Here is a 16042-nt window from a genome sequence, read left to right on the forward strand (position 1 = left end):
GGGCCAAAATAAGGAAAGGGTTATGATGAAGGTAGTCATCATACTGGTGATACTCTTAGTGATTAGCCTACCAGCTTACTAAGACACCAGGGGGAGGAGGAATCCTCCCTTACCCTCACTCCTGACGTTAAGCCACATCAAGAATAATGTCAATCCATCAGCGCTGGGCTTGCGAGGCGCTTAGCGGAAAACGACCTCCGCCCAGCGCGCCAGTCCTGCGGTGACGGAGCCGAAATCATCGCCGCCAGCGACGGGTATGCCCGGTAGCTGTTCGGAAAGCGCTTTTTTAATCAATGGCGAACGGGCGCTGCCGCCGGTCAGATAGATGACATCCGGTTTTTCCTGCGCACTGTCCAGCGCCAGTTGCACCTGTTCCAGAATACGCGCCAGCGGTTGATCCAGCGCCGCTTCCAGTCCTTGCTGGCTGATAGCGACCGCCAGGTCGTCGCTGATAAATGGCAGCCTCGCCGTAACATCCGCCTGGCCGGAAAGGGCGATTTTGCTCTCTTCCGCGCAGCGTACCAGGCGGTAACTAAGCCGCTGACGCCAGATCTTGAGCAGCAACGCGACCTTGTCTGCTTCACGCGCGTTGCGAACCAAATCGTTCAACAGACGACCATTCGCGCTACTGTAAAAATCGCTTTGCGCCGGGACGTCGTTAATCGCGACGGCGTTCCACCACGGCAGCACCGGCAGGGCGATACCTTTTTCGGTTTCGCCGCCCATGCCCAGCAAAGGCATCAGATTTTTAAAGGCCAGCGCGATATCCAGATCGTTTCCGCCCACGCGGCAACCGCTGTGCCCCAACAGGCTGTTTTCACGATCGGCGCGCTGACGCCACTGCGGCCCCATCAGCAGCATGGAGCAGTCGGTGGTGCCGCCGCCAATATCCACGACCAGCACACGCTTCTCTTCCCGCAGCGTAGCCTCGTAGTCCAGGCCCGCCGCAACCGGTTCGTACTGGAATACCACCTCCTGAAAACCGGCGCGTTTTGCCGCCCGCTCCAGAATACCCTGCGCCTGGCGGTTCGCGTCATCGCCGCCCAGTCCCTGAAAGTTGATCGGGCGACCGATCACCGCCTGGGTAATGGCCTCCGGCAATTGGCTGTGCGCCGTATGACGAATATGTACCATCATGGCGCAGACTAAATCTTCAAACAGCGCGACCTGCTGCGGTTTCAGGCCGCTGGCGCCTAAAAAGGATTTCGGCGATTTGACAAACCAGACCTCCTGGGGATCGTCAATATAGTGCGCCAGCGACGCCAGACCAAACTGTACGCTTTGCGCGCCAACCTCAATATCTTCCTCGCGGTTGTAGCGTATCGCGCGGCGTAGCAGCGCCTGGGTTTCTTCGTCCGTTGCCGGCACATCATGATGGCGATACAGCCACTCGCTCACCGCTTCGCGCGTCGGCGCGCACAGCATAGACGGCAGTAATGCGCTGTTATTCTCCATTGTCAGCAACTGTGGATGCCCGTCGCGCATAATGGCGACCGAGCAGTTTGCCGTACCGTAATCAAATCCGATAAACACCTTAAAATCCCCATGCCAGTGAAGAAGGGGCGTGACTTTAGCGAAATGTCGTCGCGGCGACAACTGGAATATGAAAGCAAGGCGTTACGTGCGATTAGCGTTTATGCTGAAAGGTCAAATAAAGGAGAAAAGTATGTTTACCCTGAGCTGGCAGCCGCCTTACGACTGGTCGTGGATGTTGGGCTTTCTTGCCGCGCGTGCGGTGGACGGCGTGGAAACAGTAGGCGAGGGCTTTTATGCGCGCAGCCTGGTGGTGGGCGAGCATCGCGGACTGGTCAGCGTGAGGCCCCATCTGCCCACCCACACTGTGCAGGTTAGCGTGAGCGCCGGATTACTTCCCGTCGCGCCGGCGTGTCTGGCGAAGGTTTCGCGTCTGTTTGATCTTGACTGCCAGCCCGCGCAGGTTGCCGCCGTGCTGGGGCCACTGGGCGAGGACAGACCGGGGCTGCGTTTACCGGGATCGGTTGATACGTTTGAACAGGGCGTGCGGGCGATACTGGGGCAACTGGTGAGTGTCGCGATGGCGGCAAGGTTGACGGCGAAAGTGGCGCGCCGCTATGGCGAGGCGTTGCCGGATGCGCCCGATTATGTCTGTTTTCCCGGTCCAGAAACGCTGGCGTTGGCCGATCCGCTGGCGCTTAAAGCTCTGGGGATGCCGCTGCGGCGCGCCGAAGTGCTGATTCATCTGGCGCAGGCGACGCTGGCGGGAAAACTGGCGCTCACCGCGCCGCCGGATATTGAGCAGAGCGTTAAAAATTTACAAACGTTTCCGGGAATTGGCCGCTGGACGGCGAACTATTTCGCCCTGCGCGGTTGGCAGGCAAAAGATATCTTTTTGCCCGATGATTACTTAATTAAGCAGCGCTTCGCCGGGATGACGCCCGCGCAGATCCGTCGCTACGCGGAGCGCTGGAAACCGTGGCGTTCCTACGCGCTACTGCATATCTGGTATACCCACGGCTGGCAACCGTCAATGGATAGCGAAATAGCTGGTATTCAGTAACAAATCCAGCGGTTGCGCTTCGGCGATAGTGTCGCCATAAATCAGATCCACGCCAATACGGGAGAGCGTATCCAGCACCTGTGGGTTTTGTACCGGCCCGGCGAGCGTTTTGATGTCCAGATGCTGGGCGTGTCCCTGGATGATCGAGGTCAGCATTTCATCCATTAAATTCTCATGAACGTTGGCGATAAGGTCGCTATCCAGCAGTAAATAATCAGCGATATGCGGGGTCAGTAAATTAAACAGCTGTAAATCGCGCCCGACATGGCTGAGAATCACCTGGCAGCCGCGTTGCCGCAGTTTTCGCAGAGTCGCAGCGGCGGTCTGCGCCTGCTTAACGATAACGTCAGCCGGGATAATCAGGTGTAATAACCGTGGCGGCAGTGGGCTATGCTCCAGTTGTTCCAGCAGCTCATCAATAAGGGTCGCGCTGTATAATCCCGCGGCGGACAGCGGCAGCGCAACGCTTAATCCCTTGCTGGCGACGGCGGTCGCCGCATGGCGGAAAAACTCATGGAATACCCGTCGGTCAAGCGCGTGATGCAGCGCGGAGTCGGCTAACCCTGCCCGGAACGCGCGCTCTTCCATCACTTCCCCTTCGCTGGTCCACAGCCTGAGTGAGACCAGCCAAAAGCTGGTGGCCTCCGGCGTACGCGGCGGCGCGACGTTTCTGGCAAGCATTAGCAGGTGGTTATTTTTAATCATATGCCACTGTTCTTCCAGCGGCATCATTCCCTTTGAGGAGGTTAATGCGTGCTGCGGTTCGTACACGGTCAGACGGCCTCGACCGCTATTTTTCGCGGCGTAGCAGGCAATATCGGCCTGAGACACGACCTCTGTGAGCTGGCAGTTATGTTCATTTATCATTGTGATCCCGGCGCTGGCGCCGATCCGATGCAGGCGTCCTTCCCACATAAAGTGATACTCATTAACGGCGTTGATAAGCCGCGTCACGATAAAGCGCGCGCTGTCACTATTACAATCCGGCAGCAACAGGCCAAACTCATCGCCACCCAGACGGGCCAGGAGATCGCCGGAGCGAAGCATACTGAGCATCAGTGACGCGAGCTCGCGCAATAAGGCATCGCCGGCGGCATGTCCCGCGCTGTCGTTAACCGCTTTAAAACGGTCCAGATCGATAAACACCAGCGCATGATGTTGAGGCGATTCCTGTATTGTTTGCAGGCGCTGTTGAAGCTGCTTTTCAAAACTGGCGCGGTTGGCAAGATGGGTGAGGGCGTCATGCGTTGCGCTGTAGCTGAGCTGGCGTAACATTTTTCGTGATTCGGTAACGTCCTGGATAACCAGAACCGAACCAATCTTATCGCCGTCAAGCGTACTGAGCGGCGTGATACTGTAATGAATATCGTAGCTACCGCCGTTATGACAATGGAGCACTATCTCCTGTTCCATGTCCGATCGCGACCTGTCGGCGCGATAAATATCCTCCAGCAGCGGCCCCTTATCACCTGACGTAATGCGCAGAACCGTTAATAATGGCGCGCCTAAAGCATCCTCTTGCCGCCAGCCGCTCATCTTCTCGGCGATCGGGTTCATAAAGGTGATATTCATCGCGACATCAATACACACCACCGCTTCTCCGATAGAGTCAAGCGTGATGTGCAACCGTTCTTTTTCCTGAAACAGCGCGTCGTTCGCCTGTGTAATACGCTCCATCAACCGCTGGTTTTCCTGCTCGCTTTGCTTGAGATCGTTAATATCTTCAATCTGAGCAATAAAATAGAGAGGTTTATTGTCTTTATGACGAACTAGCGAGACGGCCAGCAGCGCCCAGACGACATCGCCGTTGCGGGTGTAGTAGCGTTTTTCCATGGAATAGCTATTGATGTCGCCGCGCACCAGCATGTTTAGCTGTTCAAGGTCGTTATTCAGGTCTTCCGGCCAGGTCAATTGCTGAAATGTCATCGTGCGTAATTCATCCTGGCTATAGCCAAGAAAATGGCTCAGAGATTTATTGACCTGTAGCCACTGACCCTCCGTACCGACCAGCGCCATACCAATGGCGGAATACTCCATCGCGTTGCGAAAGCGGGATTCGCTCTCGGTGATATGTTTACGTTCCGTGCGAAACGCGTACATCACCATCGTCATCATATTGGCAGGCAGCAGGATCATTAAAAAAGGCAGCCACGGCATATTGACCATCACGTCGGTTTTCGGCGTGGCGAGCAGCGTGGGGTCATTGGCCAGCATGAGCGAGACCACGATAACGGTAGCTAAAAAAATTAAAAACGCCTCCATTCGCGGCAGGCGCACCGCACTCCACATCAACAGGACGATAACGCACGTAAACGGCCACGGAATATAGCGCATAGCGAGCCAGCTTAGCGCCAGCGTAATGACCAGCGTCAATAGCGTTTCCAGCAACAGATGCGGGTCGCGATGACGCAACAGATAGTGTGGTTTAAACAGTAAACCTAACGGCACCAGCGTCAGCGCGCCGATGGCTTCCGATAATACCCAAATCAGAAACGCTTTCGAGGCGACCGCTTCCGGCGCTATCAGCCAAAATAACAGGCCGCCGAGTAGCGGCGGAATCACGGCGCTGCCGATAGCCAGACGAAACCAGTCATTCAAATTTTGTAAGGGGTTGTAGCTGGGGAGCAGTTTTCGCAGCAGTATCGCGCCAGTGGCCGCCTCGATAATATTTATTGCCGTCCAGCTAAAGTTAAGCGAGGCGGCAGGAAATAAAGTCAGTGAGGCGCCGATGCTGCCGAGCGAGCAGGCGACCGCGATCCCAGGCCACAGACGGCCCGCATGGCGGTAAAACGCGACCATCATAATGGAGGTGGGGAACCACAGCGGCGCGAGTTGGGTGCCGACACGCGATAATACGAGCGAAAAGAGCGTAAAGACAAACGCGACCAGGCCTAAACTGACCAGACGCAATAGCGGGTGGGGGACGGTAACGAAAACATGTTGGGATGGTTTACTCATTACCACTCTATCCGAATCGCCGGTAACGTCGCGGAATACCGGACGCGTCAGTTTACTCTGTGATTATGCTAGTATAAACGCGTAATGATTTATACGCTGGCTGAATATAAATTGTGGCTCCCGGCGTATTCCTCCTCCAGACGGGTCGATAAATCCGCTGTCCGCGTTAAAACTGAACGCTTTTACGTCGCGACGTCGAATGCGCCGCCAACAAATTCACCGTGGCATAGCGCCGGACTGGTATCGCGCTGCTGAAATCCCTATAATTGCCGCGTTTGGTGTTTCGGCGCCCCCCTTCCTTACATCCAGGTTAATCAGGTCGCTAAATTTATGACTGATCAGTCTCATCAGTGCGTCATTATCGGTATCGCTGGCGCATCGGCTTCCGGCAAGAGTCTTATTGCCAGTACCCTTTACCGCGAATTGCGTGAACAAGTGGGTGACGAACATATTGGCGTTATTCCCGAAGACAGTTATTACAAAGATCAAAGCCATCTGTCGATGGAAGAACGCGTAAAAACTAACTATGACCATCCGAATGCGATGGATCACAGCCTGCTATTTCAGCATCTTCAGGCGCTCAAGCGCGGTTCGGCGATTGAATTACCGGTATACAGTTATGTTGAGCATACCCGTATGCAGGAAACGGTTCGCGTAGAACCGAAGAAAGTGATTATTCTTGAAGGTATTCTGTTACTGACCGACGCGCGTTTGCGTGAAGAGATGAACTTCTCTATTTTTGTCGATACGCCGCTGGATATCTGTTTGATGCGCCGTATCAAACGCGATGTGAACGAGCGTGGTCGCTCAATGGATTCGGTGATGGCGCAATATCAGAAAACGGTGCGTCCGATGTTCCTGCAATTTATTGAGCCTTCCAAACAATATGCGGATATTATCGTGCCGTGCGGCGGTAAAAACCGCATCGCTATTGATATTCTGAAAGCGAAAATCAGCCAGTTCTTTGAATAAATCTGGCGAATTGTGTACCGTTCAGTGATAACCTGGTTAGCCCTTGATGTGCTTGATTTAAGGGCTTGATGCGCGAAAGGAGAAAGTGCCATGCGTTTATGCGACCGAGATATTGAAGCCTGGCTGGATGAAGGCCGTTTGTCTATCACCCCGCGACCTCCCGTAGAGCGCATTAACGGCGCGACGGTCGATGTACGTCTTGGCAATAAATTTCGAACCTTCCGTGGCCATACGGCGGCGTTTATCGATCTGAGCGGGCCGAAAGATGAGGTCAGCGCAGCGCTGGATCGCGTGATGAGCGATGAAATCGTTTTGCCGGACGGCGAGGCATTTTATCTGCATCCGGGCGAGTTGGCGCTGGCCGTTACCTTTGAATCCGTTACCCTGCCGCCGGATTTAGTGGGCTGGCTGGATGGTCGCTCCTCGCTGGCGCGTCTGGGGCTGATGGTGCATGTGACGGCGCACCGTATCGATCCCGGCTGGTCGGGCTGCATTGTGCTTGAGTTTTACAACTCCGGGAAGCTGCCGCTGGCGTTGCGTCCGGGTATGCTCATCGGCGCGCTGAGCTTTGAGCCGCTGTCCGGCCCGGCGGCGCGGCCTTATAACCGCCGTCAGGATGCCAAATATCGCGATCAGCAGGGCGCTGTTGCCAGCCGGATTGATAAAGACTGAGCCATTCGGCGCAATACTGCCGGTCCATTGAGGGTAGCATGAGACGATTTCTGACGACGCTGATGATTCTCCTGGTCGTGCTGGTGGCCGGATTCTCTGCGTTGGTATTGTTGGTCAATCCAAATGACTTCCGCGCCTATATGGTGCAGCAGGTTGCCGCGCGTAGTGAATATCAGTTGCAACTGGACGGGCCGCTGCGCTGGCACGTATGGCCGCAACTCAGCATCCTTTCCGGGCGAATGACGCTAACGGCGCGAGGCGCCAGCGAACCGCTGGTGCGGGCTGACAATATGCGCCTGGATGTCGCTTTATGGCCGCTGTTGAGTCATCAGCTTCATGTTAAGCAGGTGATGCTGAAAGGCGGGGTGATTCAATTGACGCCGCAAACGGAAGCGGTACGCAGTGATGATGCGCCGGTCGCGCCGAAAGATAATACCTTGCCGGACGTAGCGGAAGATCGCGGCTGGTCGTTTGATATTCGTAGCCTGCGCGTTGCCGACGGCGTGCTGCTTTTCCAACATGAAAATGATGATCAGGTCACGGTGCGCGATATTCGTCTGAATATGGAACAAGATGCCGAGCATCGCGGCACGTTTGATTTTTCGGGACGCGTGAACCGCGATCAGCGGGATCTTGCTTTATCGTTTAGCGGAACGGTGGATGCTTCCGATTATCCGCATAATTTAACCGCGGGTATTGAGCAACTGCGCTGGCAATTGCAGGGCGCGGATCTACCGGCGCAGGGGATTGAGGGGCAGGGACAATTGCAGGCGCAGTGGCAGGAGGCGCAAAAACGTCTTTCATTTAACCACTTAAATTTAACGGCGAATGACAGTTCTCTGACCGGGCATGTTCAGGTAACGCTGGCGGAGCAGCCGGAATGGCAAATTGACCTCCAGTCCAGCAAGCTTAATCTGGACAACCTGTTGCCGCATCATAGCACAGTGGCTCAGACGGGCGGCGCGGTGTCGCAGGGGCAAAATACGCTCCCCCTGACCAGGCCAGTTATCGCGTCGCGTGTTGGTGCGCCGCCTTATCAGGGGCTGCAAAGCTTTACGGCGGAGATTGCTTTACAGGCGGATTCAGTTCGCTGGCGGGGAATGGACTTTACCCAGGTTTCGACGAAGATGTCTAATCAGGCCGGATTGCTGGATATCACCGAGTTGCAGGGGAAACTGGCCGACGGAGAGATGTCGCTGCCCGGCACGCTGGACGCCCGCACCGCCAGTCCACGCATCGAATTCCACCCTCGCCTCAACCATGTTGAGATTGGGACTATCCTGAAAGCCTTCAATTATCCGATTAGCCTGACCGGTAAGATGTCGCTGGTTGGCGATTTCTCCGGGGCGGATATTGACGCGGAGGCATTTCGCCACAGCTGGAAAGGAAAAGCGCATGTTGACATGAGCAATACGCGCCTCGAAGGGATGAATTTCCAGCAACTGGTGCAGCAGGCCGTAGAGCGAAGCGGCGGCGACGCGCAGCAGTCGCAGGAAAATATGGACAACGCGACCCGACTGGATCGCTTCACGACCGATCTGACGCTAAATAAGGGCACGCTGACGCTCGACGACATGGTCGGGCAATCTTCTATGCTGGCGTTAACCGGCAGCGGAACGCTGGACCTGGTTAAGCAGAGCTGTGATACACAATTTAATCTGCGTGTGCTGGGCGGCTGGAACGGCGATAGCAACCTGATCACCTTCCTGAAAGAGACGCCGGTGCCGCTGCGCGTCTATGGCAAGTGGCAGGAGCTGAACTATACCCTGCAAGTGGATCAGTTATTGCGTAAGCATTTACAGGATGAGGCGAAGCGTCGGCTCAACGACTGGGCGGAGCGCAATAAAGATACCCGCAATGGTAAAGATGTGAAGAAACTGCTGGATAAGCTGTAGTTTTTGGCCAAAGGGCAGAGCCGGATGGTGAGGCTAACGCGCCTCCGGCCTGTCTGGTAAGCAGGCCGGGGCAGGCGAACAGGCGTTACATCTCCTAGTCTGGCTCGCCGTTATGCAGCGGAATTAACTGCACTTTCTGCACTCGATGGCTTTCTACCTGCAATGTTTTCAGCAAATAATCGCCCACCTGAACCTCTTCACCGGTTTGCGGTATGCGCTGCAAATATTCCATCAATAATCCGGCAATCGTATGGTATTCCCGTTTTTCATCCAGCGGTAGCGGCACGTACTGCACCAAATCCTCCAGCGGCATATGGCCGTTTGCTGTCCAGGAACCGTCCGGGTTCTTCTGAATATCGTGGCGGGCGTCAATTTCCTCGACTTCATTCGGCAGATTACCGGCAATAGTCTCCATGACATCGCTTAATGTCACAATACCTTCAACCGAGCCAAACTCATCTACGACAAAGGCAAAATGGGTTCTGGCGTTACGGAACTGCTCCAGGGCAGGCAGCAGCGGCAATGTTTCCGGGAAAACCAGCGGTTGGCGAATTAGCGCCCGCAGGTTGAGCGGTTCGCCGCGCAGCGATTGTTGCAACAGATCGATGACGTGGACGACGCCGAGTAAATCTTCCTGTTCATTTTCACCCGTCACGACCAGACGCGTATGCTGGTTCTTTTCCAGCAGAGCGCGGATTTCCGCTTCCGGCGCGTTGAGATCGATATGCTCGATATCGTGACGCGACGTCATGATGCTACTTACGGTGCGCTGGTTGAGATTCAGCACCCGCTCAATCATCCTGCGCTCCTGCGGATTAAAAATCTGGCTGTCGTCATGGTCTGCCAGCATCGCGGCGGTTTCGGCATCCTCTTTTTTACCGCTAATCAGCCGCATCACGGCCTCTGTTGTGCGCTGGCGCAGCGTATGGTTAGCGGAAAGAAAACGGCGGCGGTTAAAAATAGCCAGTTGGTTGAGCGACTCGATCATCACCGAGAAGCCGATAGCCGCGTACAGATACCCTTTCGGAATGTGGAAACCAAACCCTTCCGCCACCAGGCTAAAGCCGATCATTAGCAGGAAGCTAAGGCACAAAATGACAATGGTGGGATGATTGTTCACAAATCGGGTCAGTGACTTGCTGGCGAGCAGCATCAGGCTAATGGCGATTATCACTGCCGCCATCATGACCGCCAGGTGATCGACCATCCCCACGGCGGTAATCACGGAGTCGAGAGAAAAGATAGCGTCCAGCACCACGATTTGCGCGACCACCGCCCAGAATTTCGCCCCCTTACGCTGGGTAGGGTTGGCGCTATCTTTCCCTTCCAGCCGTTCGTTGAGCTCCATGGTGGCTTTAAAGAGCAGGAAGAAGCCGCCGAACAGCATAATCAGATCGCGGGCGCTGAAGCTTAACGCCTGTACGCTAAAGAGCGGCTTAGTCAAGGTGACCAGCCACGAGATTGACGCCAGCAGCAGCAGGCGCATGATCATCGCCAGTATCAGGCCGGTAATGCGCGCGCGGTCGCGCTGCCCCGGCGGTAGTTTTTCAGCGAGGATGGCAATAAAGACCAGGTTATCAATGCCGAGAACAAGTTCGATAACGATTAACGTTACCAGTCCGGCCCAGATTGACGGATCGGCAATCCATTCCATAGTAAGAGCAATACCTTCTGTAATATGACAATTGTCACAATTCGATCATGGATAATACGGCGGAAAAATGCAATGCCGCAGAGCAATTTATCTTTGTTACGCGGCTATAAAATAACTTTAAAATAGCCGTAATGTTTCTGTCGGAAACTAAATAATGTCAAGAATATATTTAGGAAATATCGCAGGTGGAGTGGAGTAAATAAATATTGTCAACCTCAATAAAATCCTAAAATCATCTGTGAATTCATTTAATATTAATCTTAAAAATATAGGATGGCGGGTTTGTTACCTTGCCTGTCATTAGGTTAGCTGCAACAATTCTTGCAGGATTAAGATAGCGCTCTTAAATATCCTGTCACGACATCGAGAAAACTATTAATACGTAACCTTTATTTCGCTGAAGATTTTTATCTGAACGAGGATGAAATCGGAGGGGAATGCGAAAATTTAGAATAATCAGTGTATTGGTAGCTAAGAAGCCAGGGGCGGTAGCGTGCCTGAAAGCCTGAATATAAGCCTTTATTATTCTGTCAATAGCCTGCGGATGAATTGATTTTTTTTCAGAATGATGCCAGTTAATTTTCTCTGCCATTAACTGCAAGGTAAATGTGCACGGACGAAGCCGCTATTTAAATTGCACAGGATAATGACTCTGCCAAAGTGATAAATAATCAATGATGAAATCCAAAATGAAATTGATGCCATTATTGGCGTCGCTCAGCTTGATAAGTGGTTGCACAGTACTTCCGGGCAGCAATATGTCTACGATGGGGAAAGATGTGATCAAACAGCAAGACGCTGACTTTGATCTCGACCGGATGGTCAATGTGTATCCGCTGACGCCACGGCTGGTTGAGCAATTACGCCCGCGGCCCAATGTCGCGCAACCGAATATGTCGCTGGACCAGGAGATCGCCAGCTATCAGTATCGCGTCGGGCCTGGCGATGTGCTGAATGTCACCGTCTGGGATCACCCGGAATTGACCACGCCAGCAGGCCAGTACCGTAGCTCAAGCGATACCGGCAACTGGGTACAGCCGGACGGTACCATGTTTTATCCCTACATTGGCAAGGTTAGCGTCGTCGGTAAAACTTTGTCAGAGATTCGCAGCGATATTACCGGGCGTTTAGCGAAGTACATCGCGGACCCGCAGGTGGATGTCAATATCGCCGCTTTCCGCTCGCAAAAAGCGTACATCTCCGGCCAGGTGAATAAATCCGGTCAGCAGGCCATTACTAACGTACCGCTAACCGTCCTGGATGCGATTAACGCTGCGGGCGGCCTGACCGATATGGCGGACTGGCGCAACGTCGTGTTGACGCACAACGGCAAAGAACAGCGCATTTCGCTACAGGCGCTGATGCAAAATGGCGATCTTAGCCAGAACCGCTTGCTCTACCCTGGTGACATCCTGTATGTGCCGCGCAATGACGATCTGAAAGTCTTTGTCATGGGCGAAGTGAAAAAACAGAGCACCCTCAAAATGGATTTCAGCGGCATGACGCTCACCGAAGCATTGGGCAATGCGGAAGGCATCGATCTGACCACCTCCAACGCCAGCGGCATTTTTGTGATTCGTCCGTTGAAAGGCGAGGGGGGACGCGGCGGCAAGATCGCCAATATCTACCAGCTTGATATGTCTGACGCCACGTCATTGGTGATGGCGACGGAATTCCGACTTCAGCCTTACGATGTGGTGTACGTCACGACCGCGCCGGTTGCTCGCTGGAACCGCCTGATCAATCAGTTGCTGCCGACCATTAGCGGTGTCCGTTATATGACGGATACGGCCAGCGACATTCATTCCTGGTAATCGTTATGTTTAACAAAATCTTAGTGGTCTGTGTGGGGAATGTTTGCCGTTCCCCGACGGCAGAGCGTTTGCTAAAGCGCTTTCATCCTTCGCTGACGGTAGCGTCCGCCGGGTTAGGAGCGCTGGTCGGCAAAGGCGCCGATCCTGCGGCGGCGAGCGTGGCCAGCGCTCATGATCTGTCTTTGGAAAATCACTGCGCAAGGCAAATTTCCGCGCGTCTGTGCCGGGAATATGACCTGATTCTGACGATGGAGAAACGCCACATCGCCGCCCTGTGCGACATTGCGCCGGAAATGCGCGGCAAGGTAATGCTGTTTGGTCACTGGGACAGCGAGCGTGAAATACCGGACCCGTATCGCAAAAGCCGCGATGCGTTTGAGGCGGTGTACACATTACTGGAAAGGTCTGCCCGCCAGTGGGCGCAGGCACTGAATGCAGAGCAGGGAAAACCATGACAGAAAAAGTAAAACAATCTGCGGCGGTTACAGGTAGCGATGAAATCGATATCGGGTGTCTGGTCGGAACGGTGATTGAAGCGCGTTGGTGGGTGTTGGGGACGACGGCCATATTTGCGCTGTGCGCGGTAATTTATACGTTCTTCGCCACGCCCATCTATAGCGCCGATGCGCTGGTGCAGATTGAACAAAACGCCGGTAATTCGCTGGTACAGGATATCAACAGCGCATTAGCGAATAAGCCGCCGGCTTCCGATGCGGAAATTCAGCTCATTCGATCGCGCCTGGTGCTGGGGAAGACCGTTGACGATCTGGATCTGGATATTGCCGTCACCAAAAACACCTTTCCGCTGTTCGGCGCCGGGTGGGAGCGGCTGATGGGACGTCACAATGAAATGGTGAAAGTCACGACATTCACCCGACCAGAGACGATGAGCGGACAGATCTTCACCCTCAAAGTGCTGGGCGACAAACGTTATCAGTTGGTCAGCGACGGCGGATTTAGCGCGCAGGGCGTTGTGGGCCAGCCACTCAATAAAGACGGCGTGACGATGCGGGTAGAGGCGATTGACGCCCGTCCTGATACGGAATTTACGGTGAGTAAATTCTCAACGCTTGGTATGATTAATAACCTGCAAAATAACCTCACCGTAACGGAAACCGGCAAAGATACCGGCGTTCTGAGCCTGACGTTCACGGGAGAGGATCGCGACCAGATCCGCGACATTCTCAACAGTATTACCCGTAACTATCTGCAACAGGATATTGCGCGGAAATCTGAAGAGGCGGGGAAGAGCCTGGCGTTTCTGGCAAAACAACTGCCGGAAGTCCGCAGCCGTCTGGATGTGGCGGAAAACAAGCTAAACGCTTTCCGCCAGGATAAAGACTCGGTGGATTTACCGCTGGAGGCGAAGGCGGTGCTCGATTCGATGGTTAATATCGACGCCCAGTTGAATGAGTTGACGTTTAAAGAAGCGGAAATTTCCAAGCTCTTTACCAAAGCGCATCCGGCTTACCGCACCCTGCTGGAAAAACGTAAAGCGCTGGAAGATGAAAAAGCCAAACTGAACGGGCGGGTGACGGCGATGCCGAAAACCCAGCAGGAGATTGTGCGTTTGACCCGCGATGTGGAGTCCGGCCAGCAGGTCTATATGCAACTGCTTAATAAACAGCAGGAGCTGAAAATCACCGAAGCCAGCACCGTTGGCGACGTGCGCATCGTTGACCTGGCGATTACCCAGCCGGGCGTGCTGAAGCCGAAAAAGGCGTTGATTATTCTCGGCAGCATTATTCTGGGATTAATGTTATCGATTGTCGGCGTGCTCCTGCGCTCGCTGTTTAATCGCGGTATTGAAAGCCCGCAGGCGCTGGAGGAGCACGGGATCAGCGTCTATGCCAGTATTCCGCTGTCGGAATGGCAAAAAGCGCGCGATAGCGTCAAAACCATTAAAGGGATTAAGCGTTACAAGCAGAGCCAACTGCTGGCGGTGGGCAATCCGACCGATCTGGCGATTGAGGCGATTCGCAGCCTGCGCACCAGCCTGCATTTCGCCATGATGCAGGCGCAAAATAATGTACTCATGCTCACAGGCGTCAGCCCCTCTATCGGCAAAACCTTTGTTTGCGCCAACCTGGCGGCCGTCATCAGCCAGACGCATAAACGGGTATTACTGATCGACTGCGATATGCGCAAGGGCTACACCCATGAACTGCTCGGCACCAATAACGTGGACGGCTTATCTGACATTCTGGCGGGCAAAGGCGAGATAGCCTCCTGCGCGAAACCCACGGCGATCGCTAATTTTGATCTTATTCCGCGCGGTCAGGTGCCGCCTAATCCATCGGAATTGCTGATGAGCGAGCGCTTCGGCGAGCTAATCGCCTGGGTAAGCAGCCGCTACGACCTGGTATTAATCGATACGCCGCCGATTCTGGCCGTGACGGACGCCGCGATTGTGGGGCGTCACGTCGGGACGACGCTGATGGTGGCGCGTTATGCCGTCAACACTTTAAAAGAGGTGGAAACCAGTCTGAGCCGTTTTGACCAGAATGGCATTCAGGTCAAAGGCGTCATTCTCAACTCCATTTTCCGCCGGGCGACGGGCTACCAGGATTATGGCTATTACGAGTATGAATACCAGTCAGATTCCAAATAAAAAATAAGGCGTGCCGGATGGCGCGGCCTGTGACTGTAGGCCGGACAAGCGTAGCGCCATGCGGCAAAACTATCTGGGGAATAAGCATGACAACAGACAATCCGCTGATCTCAATTTATATGCCAACCTGGAACAGGCAGCAGTTGGCTATCCGGGCGATTAAATCAGTACTACGTCAGGACTACCGTCACTGGGAGATGATCATCGTGGATGATTGCTCTTCATCTTATCAGCAGCTACAACAATTTGTTGAGGAGCTGAACGACCCGCGCGTCCGTTATACCCATAACGCCAGGAATACCGGCGCCTGCGCGGTTCGCAACCAGGCCATTATGCAGGCGCAAGGGCACTACATTACCGGTATTGATGATGACGATGAATGGACGCCAAACCGTCTGAGCGTGTTTCTGGCCCATAAACACCAGTTGACTACGCACGCCTTTTTGTATGCCAACGACTATGTGTGCGAGGGCGAGGTCTACTCTCAGCCTGCCAGCCTGCCGCTGTATCCGAAATCCCCTTATTCGCGCCGCTTGTTCTACAAGCGCAATATTATTGGCAATCAGGTTTTTACCTGGGCCTGGCGTTTTAAAGCGAGTTTGTTCGATACCGAACTCAAGGCGGCGCAGGATTACGACATTTTTCTGCGCATGGTGGTGGAGTATGGCGAACCGTGGAAAGTCGAAGAGGCGACGCAAATTTTACATATCAACCACGGCGAGATGCAGATTACCTCTTCGCCGAAAAAGTTCTCCGGCTATTTCCATTTTTATCGTAAGCACAAAGATAAATTCGATCGCGCCAGTAAAAAATACCAGCTTTTTACGCTGTACCAAATTCGCAATAAGCGAATGACCTGGCGCACGTTGCTGACGTTGCTCTCCGTGCGTAATAGCAAACGCCTGGCGGCCGGGCTGCGGGGGCGATAAC

12 protein-coding genes are annotated in these 16042 nt (G+C 54.1%); 9 read left to right on the forward strand and 3 right to left on the reverse strand.

Translation table 11 applies throughout. The features are described 5' to 3' along the window. Window positions 1-22 precede the first annotated feature (22 nt). On the forward strand, window positions 23-82 hold the full coding sequence (locus J4685_RS18550; RefSeq protein ID WP_105887528.1) for a type I toxin-antitoxin system Ibs family toxin: 60 nt from the start codon (window positions 23-25) through the stop codon (window positions 80-82). Between the two features lie 98 nt (window positions 83-180). Here the strand turns inward: J4685_RS18550 and yegD are convergent, their stop codons facing one another. Beyond that, a complete protein-coding gene (yegD, locus tag J4685_RS18555) occupies window positions 181-1533 on the reverse strand; it encodes a molecular chaperone (RefSeq protein WP_000469622.1) in 1353 nt (450 codons plus the stop codon). 133 nt (window positions 1534-1666) lie between these two features. On the opposite strand from yegD, the gene alkA reads away from it, so the two are divergent. After that, the gene (alkA, locus tag J4685_RS18560; protein WP_000494717.1) at window positions 1667-2536 is read left to right on the forward strand and encodes a DNA-3-methyladenine glycosylase 2; all 870 of its coding nucleotides are present in this window, start codon (window positions 1667-1669) and stop codon (window positions 2534-2536) included. Here the strand turns inward: alkA and J4685_RS18565 are convergent. Beyond that, window positions 2504-5494, reverse strand: coding sequence for an MASE1 domain-containing protein (locus tag J4685_RS18565; protein ID WP_000042943.1), 2991 nt, complete (start codon window positions 5492-5494; stop codon window positions 2504-2506). The two genes, alkA and J4685_RS18565, sit on opposite strands and share 33 nt — an antisense overlap. A 330-nt stretch (window positions 5495-5824) precedes the next feature. On the opposite strand from J4685_RS18565, the gene udk reads away from it, so the two are divergent. The 3 genes from udk (at window position 5825) to asmA (ending at window position 9033) form a co-directional block, all read left to right on the forward strand. Next, complete coding sequence (gene udk, locus J4685_RS18570; RefSeq protein ID WP_000132081.1) at window positions 5825-6466, forward strand: uridine kinase; 642 nt, start codon at window positions 5825-5827, stop codon at window positions 6464-6466. A 90-nt stretch (window positions 6467-6556) separates the two neighbouring features. After that, window positions 6557-7138, forward strand: a complete 582-nt coding sequence (gene dcd / locus J4685_RS18575; protein ID WP_001234783.1) for a dCTP deaminase — start codon at window positions 6557-6559, stop codon at window positions 7136-7138. 38 nt (window positions 7139-7176) lie between these two features. Further along, window positions 7177-9033 (forward strand): outer membrane assembly protein AsmA, encoded by a 1857-nt coding sequence (gene asmA / locus J4685_RS18580; protein ID WP_001252252.1) that lies wholly within the window; start codon window positions 7177-7179, stop codon window positions 9031-9033. A 94-nt stretch (window positions 9034-9127) separates the two neighbouring features. Here the strand turns inward: asmA and J4685_RS18585 are convergent, their stop codons facing one another. Then, the gene (locus J4685_RS18585; protein WP_000454722.1) at window positions 9128-10687 is read right to left on the reverse strand and encodes a TerC family protein; all 1560 of its coding nucleotides are present in this window, start codon (window positions 10685-10687) and stop codon (window positions 9128-9130) included. 674 nt (window positions 10688-11361) lie between these two features. Between J4685_RS18585 and J4685_RS18590 the strand changes: the two genes are divergently transcribed. From J4685_RS18590 to wcaA, 4 genes are all read left to right on the forward strand, one after another. Then, window positions 11362-12501, forward strand: coding sequence for a polysaccharide export protein (locus J4685_RS18590; RefSeq protein WP_000978077.1), 1140 nt, complete (start codon window positions 11362-11364; stop codon window positions 12499-12501). Between the two features lie 5 nt (window positions 12502-12506). After that, a complete protein-coding gene (gene wzb / locus J4685_RS18595; protein WP_000482224.1) occupies window positions 12507-12956 on the forward strand; it encodes a low molecular weight protein-tyrosine-phosphatase Wzb in 450 nt (149 codons plus the stop codon). Beyond that, window positions 12953-15112, forward strand: a complete 2160-nt coding sequence (gene wzc, locus J4685_RS18600) for a tyrosine-protein kinase Wzc (protein WP_000137217.1) — start codon at window positions 12953-12955, stop codon at window positions 15110-15112. Before wzb ends, wzc begins: the two co-directional genes overlap by 4 nt. Before the next feature lie 86 nt (window positions 15113-15198). Next, window positions 15199-16041, forward strand: a complete 843-nt coding sequence (gene wcaA / locus J4685_RS18605; protein ID WP_000205696.1) for a colanic acid biosynthesis glycosyltransferase WcaA — start codon at window positions 15199-15201, stop codon at window positions 16039-16041. Window position 16042 lies beyond the last annotated feature (1 nt).

It is taken from the genome of Salmonella sp. 32100201201700099SM, assembly GCF_017572645.1.
Classification (GTDB): Bacteria; Pseudomonadota; Gammaproteobacteria; order Enterobacterales; family Enterobacteriaceae; genus Salmonella; species Salmonella enterica.

Coding starts and splice junctions, on each gene's coding strand:
- wzb (WP_000482224.1), top strand. CDS start 12,507: ATGTTTAACAAAATCTTAGTGGTCTGTGTGGGGAATGTTTGCCGTTCC.
- J4685_RS18590 (WP_000978077.1), top strand. CDS start 11,362: ATGATGAAATCCAAAATGAAATTGATGCCATTATTGGCGTCGCTCAGC.
- alkA (WP_000494717.1), top strand. CDS start 1,667: ATGTTTACCCTGAGCTGGCAGCCGCCTTACGACTGGTCGTGGATGTTG.
- dcd (WP_001234783.1), top strand. CDS start 6,557: ATGCGTTTATGCGACCGAGATATTGAAGCCTGGCTGGATGAAGGCCGT.
- J4685_RS18565 (WP_000042943.1), bottom strand. CDS start 5,494: ATGAGTAAACCATCCCAACATGTTTTCGTTACCGTCCCCCACCCGCTA.
- J4685_RS18585 (WP_000454722.1), bottom strand. CDS start 10,687: ATGGAATGGATTGCCGATCCGTCAATCTGGGCCGGACTGGTAACGTTA.
- asmA (WP_001252252.1), top strand. CDS start 7,177: ATGAGACGATTTCTGACGACGCTGATGATTCTCCTGGTCGTGCTGGTG.
- wcaA (WP_000205696.1), top strand. CDS start 15,199: ATGACAACAGACAATCCGCTGATCTCAATTTATATGCCAACCTGGAAC.
- wzc (WP_000137217.1), top strand. CDS start 12,953: ATGACAGAAAAAGTAAAACAATCTGCGGCGGTTACAGGTAGCGATGAA.
- udk (WP_000132081.1), top strand. CDS start 5,825: ATGACTGATCAGTCTCATCAGTGCGTCATTATCGGTATCGCTGGCGCA.